Raw genomic sequence first — 764 nt, forward strand, 5'->3', positions numbered from 1 at the left:
TTTTTCTGTATTTACATACAAATATCAGATGTACTAATAACAAATACTTAGAATGATTTCTACTAACATAATCCATGACTCCAATTTAACCCCTTCTTAAAGATATATGGCTTAATTAGTTTTACATTTGGTACTTTTTTGATTTCTTTTAAAGCTATGTATTTACCCTCATTCTGACTACCTTTAACTGTATAAACATTTCTATCATATTTAATCAAGTCATTTGGCTGATACAATGATTTTTGCTTCCTTATTCTTCTTTGACCTTTAGATATTTTCTGACCTCTGAACACTCTAAGATTTTCAGAATTTAAATTCTTGTTTCTAGTCCTTCTTCCACAATTAAGTTCACTTGCGGAAACCTTCTCACCAGTTCTATTATCTATATATTTAGCATCATAGAATTTTTCAAGACTTCTATTATTTAATCTTGACTGTTCAACTTTAAATATTTCTAAATTTCTAACTTGATTAACACCTTTAGCTATAGCAAAAGCATCATTAAAATGACTTTTTTCTATACCATGTTCAATTCTATGATTTTTAGTCAAATAACCATAAGTTGCTTTAATGTTAGTATATTTTTCTTTCAACTGTTCCAATAAGTACCATCTTATCATTGACATAAATGTAGCATCTCTAAAACCTCTGACCTTTTTACCATTTTCACACCAATCATACAAAAATTTACCCTTTTTATGATTAGGAGATGTATGACATTTATTACACAAAGTTATTAAATTACTAGGAGCATCAGAACCACC

1 pseudogene is annotated in these 764 nt (G+C 27.9%); it reads right to left on the reverse strand.

The annotated features are described in order from the left end of the window. Window positions 1–62: 62 nt before the first annotated feature. A pseudogene (locus tag KGF39_RS19405) lies at window positions 63–764 on the reverse strand (paclitaxel/taxanoid biosynthesis susceptibility protein TS1); the annotation flags it as partial.

Source organism: Clostridioides sp. ZZV14-6345 (genome assembly GCF_020657775.1).
GTDB lineage: Bacteria > Bacillota > Clostridia > Peptostreptococcales > Peptostreptococcaceae > Clostridioides > Clostridioides difficile_D.